This window comes from Bacillus sp. FSL K6-3176 (assembly GCF_038003325.1).
Lineage (GTDB): Bacteria > Bacillota > Bacilli > Bacillales > Bacillaceae > Bacillus > Bacillus altitudinis.
On sequence record NZ_JBBOOX010000002.1, the window covers coordinates 1 to 7,390 of the forward strand.

Annotated in this window: 7 protein-coding genes; 6 read left to right on the forward strand and 1 reads right to left on the reverse strand. The window is 35.4% G+C overall.

The features are described 5' to 3' along the window. The first annotated feature begins 531 nt into the window (after positions 1 to 531). The 4 genes from MHB38_RS19495 (at position 532) to MHB38_RS19510 (ending at position 4,578) form a co-directional block, all read left to right on the forward strand. Positions 532 to 1,650, forward strand: coding sequence for a response regulator aspartate phosphatase (locus tag MHB38_RS19495; RefSeq protein ID WP_138824840.1), 1,119 nt, complete (start codon positions 532 to 534; stop codon positions 1,648 to 1,650). 465 nt (positions 1,651 to 2,115) lie between these two features. Then, complete coding sequence (locus MHB38_RS19500) at positions 2,116 to 3,141, forward strand: protein rep (protein WP_341004343.1); 1,026 nt, start codon at positions 2,116 to 2,118, stop codon at positions 3,139 to 3,141. 189 nt (positions 3,142 to 3,330) lie between these two features. Next, positions 3,331 to 3,816, forward strand: a complete 486-nt coding sequence (locus MHB38_RS19505; protein ID WP_341004344.1) for a helix-turn-helix domain-containing protein — start codon at positions 3,331 to 3,333, stop codon at positions 3,814 to 3,816. Positions 3,817 to 3,912: 96 nt separating this feature from the next. Then, a complete protein-coding gene (locus MHB38_RS19510) occupies positions 3,913 to 4,578 on the forward strand; it encodes a hypothetical protein (protein ID WP_269773790.1) in 666 nt (221 codons plus the stop codon). Between the two features lie 152 nt (positions 4,579 to 4,730). Here the strand turns inward: MHB38_RS19510 and MHB38_RS19515 are convergent, their stop codons facing one another. Beyond that, positions 4,731 to 5,243, reverse strand: coding sequence for a DUF3967 domain-containing protein (locus MHB38_RS19515; RefSeq protein ID WP_341004347.1), 513 nt, complete (start codon positions 5,241 to 5,243; stop codon positions 4,731 to 4,733). A 324-nt stretch (positions 5,244 to 5,567) separates the two neighbouring features. Here MHB38_RS19515 and MHB38_RS19520 point away from each other — a divergent pair, with 324 nt between their 5' ends. Beyond that, positions 5,568 to 6,200: a helix-turn-helix domain-containing protein gene (locus MHB38_RS19520; RefSeq protein ID WP_197198151.1), complete on the forward strand. Its 633-nt coding sequence runs from the start codon at positions 5,568 to 5,570 to the stop codon at positions 6,198 to 6,200. Positions 6,201 to 6,318: 118 nt separating this feature from the next. Further along, positions 6,319 to 6,999: a hypothetical protein gene (locus MHB38_RS19525; RefSeq protein WP_197198152.1), complete on the forward strand. Its 681-nt coding sequence runs from the start codon at positions 6,319 to 6,321 to the stop codon at positions 6,997 to 6,999. Positions 7,000 to 7,390: the final 391 nt, after the last annotated feature.

Below are 7,390 nucleotides of genomic sequence, written 5' to 3' on the forward strand. Positions count from 1 at the left end.
TGGCATGAAAGTATCAAAAATGATACGATTAAAGAAATATTTGTGCGTCTGTTTTGTTTGGCGAAAGTGCGCAGCGGAAGACGACGACAGTCGTCGAGTGGCAACGAAAAGCGAAGCACTGAGAGCCAAACGGGAACCCCCCCACTCTAACAGGGGGGTACTACGGAAGAAAAAAGCAAATTAAGGCTAGTCATAGCAATGGATTGACTCGTTTTGAGTTTGTGACAAAGATTTATTTGAATGATTAAAACGTATAAAAATACCGAGGCTGTAATTCTAAAATGCCTCTGAAAGCGTTCAGATTTGATTCTGAGCGCTTTTATTTTTGTTGAGGTAATTTAAATAGGGTAATTAGTTAAAAACGCTTATAAGGGATTTAAATGCGTTTTTTCGTTTTGTCTGCTGAATTCATTTTAAAAAACGTTTGCGAGATACCGAAAATTTTCAAAAATGGAAACGCAAGCAAGTTATAGCCGTATTTCATGTGCTAGGATTTAACATAAAAAAGCGATGTATCGGGGGATTGATGGTATGGGAACTATTGCAGCGCCTGTGGTTGGTCAGAAGATTAATGAGTGGTATCGGCATATCAAAAGGTTGAATGTGACAGATGCAGAGATTCTCCGTAACGAAGTTAAGAATGAACTAGATTTGATGGAGGAAGACGAACAGGTTGTTCTTTATTTTCAGCTAATGGAATTTCGCCATGAACAGATGCTTGAATACGTAAATCCATCAAAAAATACTGTCAACAAAGCTGATTATTTGAGAGCTGTCGAAGGTGAAGGAAAAAGGCTTACTGGTATTATGGAGTACTACTTCAATTTTTTCAGAGGGATGTATGAGTTTTCTAAAGGGGAGTACATAAAAGCTATTACATTTTATCGCTATGCTGAAAGAAAACTTGATAAAGTAGCTGATGAATTGGAGCGTGCGGAGTTCTTTTTCAAAATGGCAGAAATCTTTTATCACATGAAGCAAACACATCTATCTATGTATTATGTTGAACAGGCGTATCATGCTTATAAGGCAAACAGTATATATCAAGTTAGGTTAATCCAGTGTAGATTCGTGATTGCAGGAAATTATGACGATCTGGTCAGTTATGAGAAGGCACTTCCCCATTTGAAACTAGCTTTACAGGAATCTATTGCACTTGGCCATGATTACATTACGACTAAGGGTTTGTTGAATTTAGGAAACTGTTTTAATAAACAAGATGATGTTGCGAAAGCAACAGTATATTACCAACGTGCATTAGAGTTAGGCGAGAAGATCGGTGCTAAAGAGGTAGTACAAGCTTGTTATGATTTGGCCATCATTTTCTTTAAGCAGGGACGAAAAGAAGAAGCTCTTGATTATTGTGAGAAAGGAAAAAGTTATGCTGAAAAGTATGATGATTACATGTTTGTCGATCTTTTTAATGTGCTTCATGAGTTATATGTGACGGTTTCGCCTAGTGTTGAAGTCAATCAAAAATTTGATCAACTTTTATATAGTCGTGGTTATCCTTATTTAGAAGACCTAGCTTTAGAGGCTGGAAGATTTTATAATGACATAGAACGACTGGATGATTCTGTATTTTTTTACAGGAAGATGATCCAAGTTCAGAAACTGATTCAAAGGGGCGATTTTGAATATGAAGTTTAAAAAAATTATGGCTGCCGTTTTGATTTTAGCTGTGGCTGTTGCGCCAGTTTATGGTTTAGCGACGCAAGATAACAGCGTTTCTGTTGCTTCAAGGAATGCAACATGATGTATCGTATTCGATTTGGAACATGAAAATCGACAGACCTTTAGGGTCTGTTTTTTTTTGTTGTGCAGCATGGCCCCCAAAAAAAACCCCCTATGGGGGGGTTAGTGGTTTTTTGTTTTTGGTTTTAAAAAAGCCAGCAATTTTGCTGGTCTTTTTTGCGATTTCAACGAAGTTGTAATCGTGTCTTTTCTTATCTTGATACATATAGAAACATTGTCATTTTGAAAAAGTTCGATAAATTCAATGGTGTCAAGGCTTTAAAGGCATTTTGACAGCACAAAACTCCATCTGCTATTATTAAGGTGTCGAATCTTAAATAATAGAATGCTAGAGAACTAGCGCAGAAGGAGTTTTTTGCTTTGTTATATTCATCTGAATCGAATTATAGCATCCTTGAGGACAAAACCGCAACAGGTAAAAAGCGGGATTGGCGAGGGAAGAAGGTGAGATCGTCATTGATGGCGGCTCATTATGAAGGACTTGAAAAGCGTACCGGTGCGCCTTACTACGGAAAAAAGGCAGAGAAAGTATGTGATTGTGCGGAATGTCTTGCGTTTAGAAGAGATAACGAAACGGGCAGACTACGATTATATCAAGCCTATTTTTGTAAAGTGAGGTTATGCCCTATGTGTGCGTGGCGAAGGTCATTGAAAATTGCTTATCACAATAAATTGATCGTTGAAGAAGCGAATCGACAATATAAGCCCGCATGGATATTTCTCACGTTGACGGTGAAAAATGTTGAGGGTGACCATTTAAAACAAAAAATTACTGATATGATGCAAGGTTTTAGAAAGCTGTTTCAATATAAAAAAGTGAAATCTGGAACACTTGGTTTTTTCAGAGCTTTAGAGATTACGAAAAACCATGAAGAGAATACATATCATCCACATTTCCATGTCTTAATTCCAGTGAAGCGAAGTTATTTCACAGGGAAAAGCTATATCAAGCAAGCAGAATGGACAAGCCTTTGGAAGCGTGCAATGAAATTGGATTACACACCTATTGTGCATGTGCAGCGGGTCAAAGGAAAAAAGGGAATCGATGCGGAAGCGATTGAAAAAGAAGTGCGCGAAGCAATGGAAGAACAAAAGGCGATTCTTGAAATCTCGAAGTATCCTGTCAAGGATACGGATGTGATACGTGGGAATGAGGTGACCGAGGAAAATTTGGATACGGTCTATTACTTGGATGGTGCTTTAGCTTCCAGAAGGCTGATCGGTTACGGCGGGATCTTGAAGGAGATCCATCAGGAACTCAATTTGACGGATCCTGAAGACGGAGATTTGATCAGAATTGAAGAAGATGATGATGAGGTAGCCAATGAGGCGTTTGAAGTTATGGCTCATTGGCATGTTGGCATCAAGAATTACATAATCACATAGAAAAATAGAGAAATAATCGGTCTGCTTTTTTTCTGTTACTTCATCACTTTTTAGACAATGTGTATTTGATTACAAAATATTCAAAAGCAAGTAAGAAAGCTGTTATATGGCTGGATTTTTCGTTGTAGCAAGCGTTGCTTGCTTCTTTTTTTTATTTATGTTGTTAGAATTTATGGAGGAGAGTTATTTATGCAATTACATGAGAAATTGAAGAATATACGTATAGAAAGGGGATTAACGCAACAAAAGGTAGCCGAAGAATTATTTATTAGCAGACAGGCAGTCTCAAATTGGGAAAACGGAAAAAATTATCCTGATATTACAACGATTGTGCTTCTTAGTAAGTTGTATGATGTTACGCTTGATGAATTATTAAAAGGAGATCGAAAGGCGGTCAAATCTATGAAACAGGAACTTAAAACTTTTAATGCCTCTAATCTAACAGGTGCAGTATTTCTTTCTATTCTTTCATTTTTAGTACCATTTTTAGGTGTTATATTCTCTATTTATCTTTTGAAAAAATCTAATAAAAATGAATACCCTAGTTGGTGCAAAGTTGTAGCTATTGTTTCTTTTTTGTTTCAACTATCTTTAGTTTTGTATGTTTTAGTAATGATTATTTTCTTTAGTTATACCAGTGTGGAGGAAAGCAGTATTATCCAAGTGATCAAATAATTTAAAATTACCTTAATTTTCATCACTTTTTATGTACATAAGGACTCAATCTCTTTATTATTTACTTTACAATGATTAAATAATTTGGAGGTTTTTATGAAAAAAGTATTATCTTTTCTAGTTGTTATTTTGCTGTTATCCAGTTTTACTTTTAATCAATCTATTTTTGCAGAATCTGTCTCTAATGAGGATGAAAATCTTGCTGAAGAACTAAATATTAGCACAGAGGAATTGAACAATTTAGGGACAATTATAGAAGATGGTATTCAAAAATTAGATGATGAGAAAAAAAGTGATCAAGTTAAAGTGAGTGAAAATCTTATTTTGGAGACAAGTCAAGAAGAGACTGTGGGATTTGTCCCGCCATCTTCATTAGCAGAGAGTTCATCGACTATTGATAATATGGTAATGGCGTCTGCAGCTAAAAAGAAAAAGTCTCAATACGTAAGAGTTAAAAAACAAATGAAACTTAAAAACATTTTAGGTTTTACTGTTTTGACATTGAATAGTGTTGGTGTATTTACTGTGAATGGGTCTACTTCTACTCCTACAGATGCTTATGGTACTCATGAAGGAACAGTTTGGACTGTATCACATAGCTCAAAGAAGAGTAAAAAAAGTGCTAAGTCTTATGTTAGAAACACTTTCAAAGGTAAATTAAAAATTGGTATTGACCCAATTAATATGACTTTTCAATCTTTTAATTTTTCTAATACAATTTATTGTAGTGCCAAGGGAAAAGCTACTTCTTTTTGGGATTGAGATTTAATGAAAAAGCAAACTCTTATGAGTTTGCTTTTTTTATTTATATTTGACTCCAAAATACATAAAAGCAAGTTACACGCTTGACGGAAATCGAGAGATTTTAGCACGCACACAGGGGTGTGTATAAGTGCGCCATTTTCATGGGTGTCCTATTTCCAAAATTGCCACCACTTTTTTTGTTGAGCAGCAGCAATCTGTTTTTTCATTTCTTCATTCTCTTTTAGAGCCTCTATAAGGTGTTTGTCGCGTTCCTCAAGCTTAGACTCAATGTAGTGTTGTTGTTCGTGAATTGTCTGAATAAGAGATTGGATGATTTGTTTTTGTTCATTCATTTGTGAGTTGAGAGTATTCCTTATGTCCTCTATCGACTCATTCAGCGTCAATGCTGTACTTTCTGTATGATTGTCTATTGTGATAGTGATTGGATGTCCTTCGTTAGTGAGGATGGTCTCAATGTTTTCTATAGACTTTCCTTCTACGTATAAACCACGAATTTTTTTCAGCAAAGGAATGGATTCATTTGCTACTAAATAGCTTTTTCCGTTTTTCTTTATGTTCAAATGATGGCCATGTTGACGAATGTATCTTCGCAATGTTGTATCTGGGATTTGAAGTTCTTTCTCTAATGATTTGATAGAGTGCCATTTTTCTTGGTTATCCATATAATTTCACCACCTCGTTCACCATACGATCATACATTGATTATTCTAGTTATATCAATGGATTCCTACGATCACGATCATGGTTGCGTCCATGAATACGATCATTCGATCATGAGAAATATGACAAGAACGTTTTAACGGTTATAAATTTATTTAAAGACTCATAAAAGTCTCTCATAAAGTGGAAGTGCCTTTTGATAATAATCTTTCACAGAATTTAGTTAAAACAAGCTTTTGCAACCAATAGTTGCATAGTGGTTGGTGGTGTGCAACCTGTGAAACTAATACAATTACAGCAATCATATGGAAATGGGGTGTTGTATGATGTCTTTAGGTTCTAATATTAGTAATAAAAGAAAATCCTTAAAGTTATCGCAAGAATATGTAGCAGAACAATTAGGGGTTAGTCGGCAGGCAATATCGAAATGGGAGACAAATCAATCAGAACCATCAATGGATAATCTAATAAGGTTGGCTGAATTATTTGATAGTGATATTAAAGAATTAGTTTCTCCAGAGCAATATTCTGAGGAACAAAAAGACTTAGAAACTCGGATTGAACAAAGTCAAAAAGATATAAAAATGCAAATGTCAGCTGTCTTTGGTCGAATTCTTATGCTGATTAGTTTTTTAGGTTACATTGGTGCTTTATTTGATCTTTCTTCTTATCAACTTCCTATTTGGTATTTACAAATTTGGTGGGGTGTCCTATTTTTGACCGGAGTAGTTCTAACATTTGTTGGGGCAAGGGATTACTTTAATAGAAAATCTGGTTCTAAAAAAGTTATATGGCTTGATCTGTTATTTGTTTTCTCTTATTTTTTATATGAAATGTTGCCTTTTGAAAGAAGTATAAATACATTAGTTACGTTACTTTTTGGCATTGTGATTTTGGTTATTAAAAATATTAAGTTTTTCATTCCTACATGGAGGAAACCAAGGTCATTAGACAAATAAATTTAAAATTTATAAAAACTCTCCAGCATAGTTAATATAGATCAAAAGGAATTCTTTTGACATTTATGTTAAACTATTACTTGGTTATTTTTATAACATTAGTAAAGGAGAGGTCACTATGAAAAAAGAGTTACGTAGTTATTTGTCTCTTGTGGTTGCTTCAGTAATCCTTATATCTTTGGTTTCGCCCGTAGTAGCACAAGCACAGACGTCGGACAGAAGTAAGGGTGCTGTAACATTAACAGAATCAGAAAAAAATAGCATAAGTGATTTAGAGAAATCTGGTGTAGATACAAAGCTTGTTACTAAGTTGTTGGAAGTTTCGAATCATATTCATTTCAAGAAAGATCAAGAAACATTAAGTGTAGATTTAAGTGATGATGTTCTTATGAATAAATATGATTTTACAAAAACACAACTTAAAGATTTCAAAGCTATACTTGATGGTACATATAATTATTCTGCTTCAAAAGAAAGCATATTAAAAAGTAACCAAGTAGCTAAAACTTCTAGTTATAGAGCTGGTTATTTATCTAATACTGCTTTGAAATCTGGAACATTTGCTGTTTTAACCGTTGCAGCGCAATCAGGTCCAGCTGCATTAATGGCTGCTTGGACAGCAGTTTCATCAGCTTTAGCAGGACCATTAGGCACTGTGGCTGGAATAAGTACTGCAGTTTTAGGTGGAGCCTTTTTTGCAGATCTTGCATTGAAAATAACTGGAGCTATGACTCAGGGTAAAGGTGTAGCTTTCTATCTTGATTGGGGAATTCCACCAGTAAAAACTGTTATTGAATAAAACACTTAAAAAAGAGGTTTGTTTTTGAATTTTTACTGACTCTGTTTTTTTACAGGGTCTTTTTTTTAGTCTTAAATCTGATGTAAAAGAAGAACATAAGGCATGAGTCAACGGTAAGCGGAACGAAAGTGAGCATTAAGGAGTTGACTCATTCACTACACCCAAAGCCTATTGATTCAAACAAACCCCGTTTGTTTGCGCCAGCCGAAGGGGCATCCCCCGAAGATCGGGGGTAGGGGGTTTGAATATTTGCGATCCAACGGGCAGACCGTTGGCGGGTTTGGGCAGAGCCCGAAAAGAGTCACTGGAGAACCAGTGCCCACTTATGCACCTAAATAGGTGCGGTGGGTTTTCTTTCCGTTCAAAGCAGAATGCCAGGGTATTGTACCGT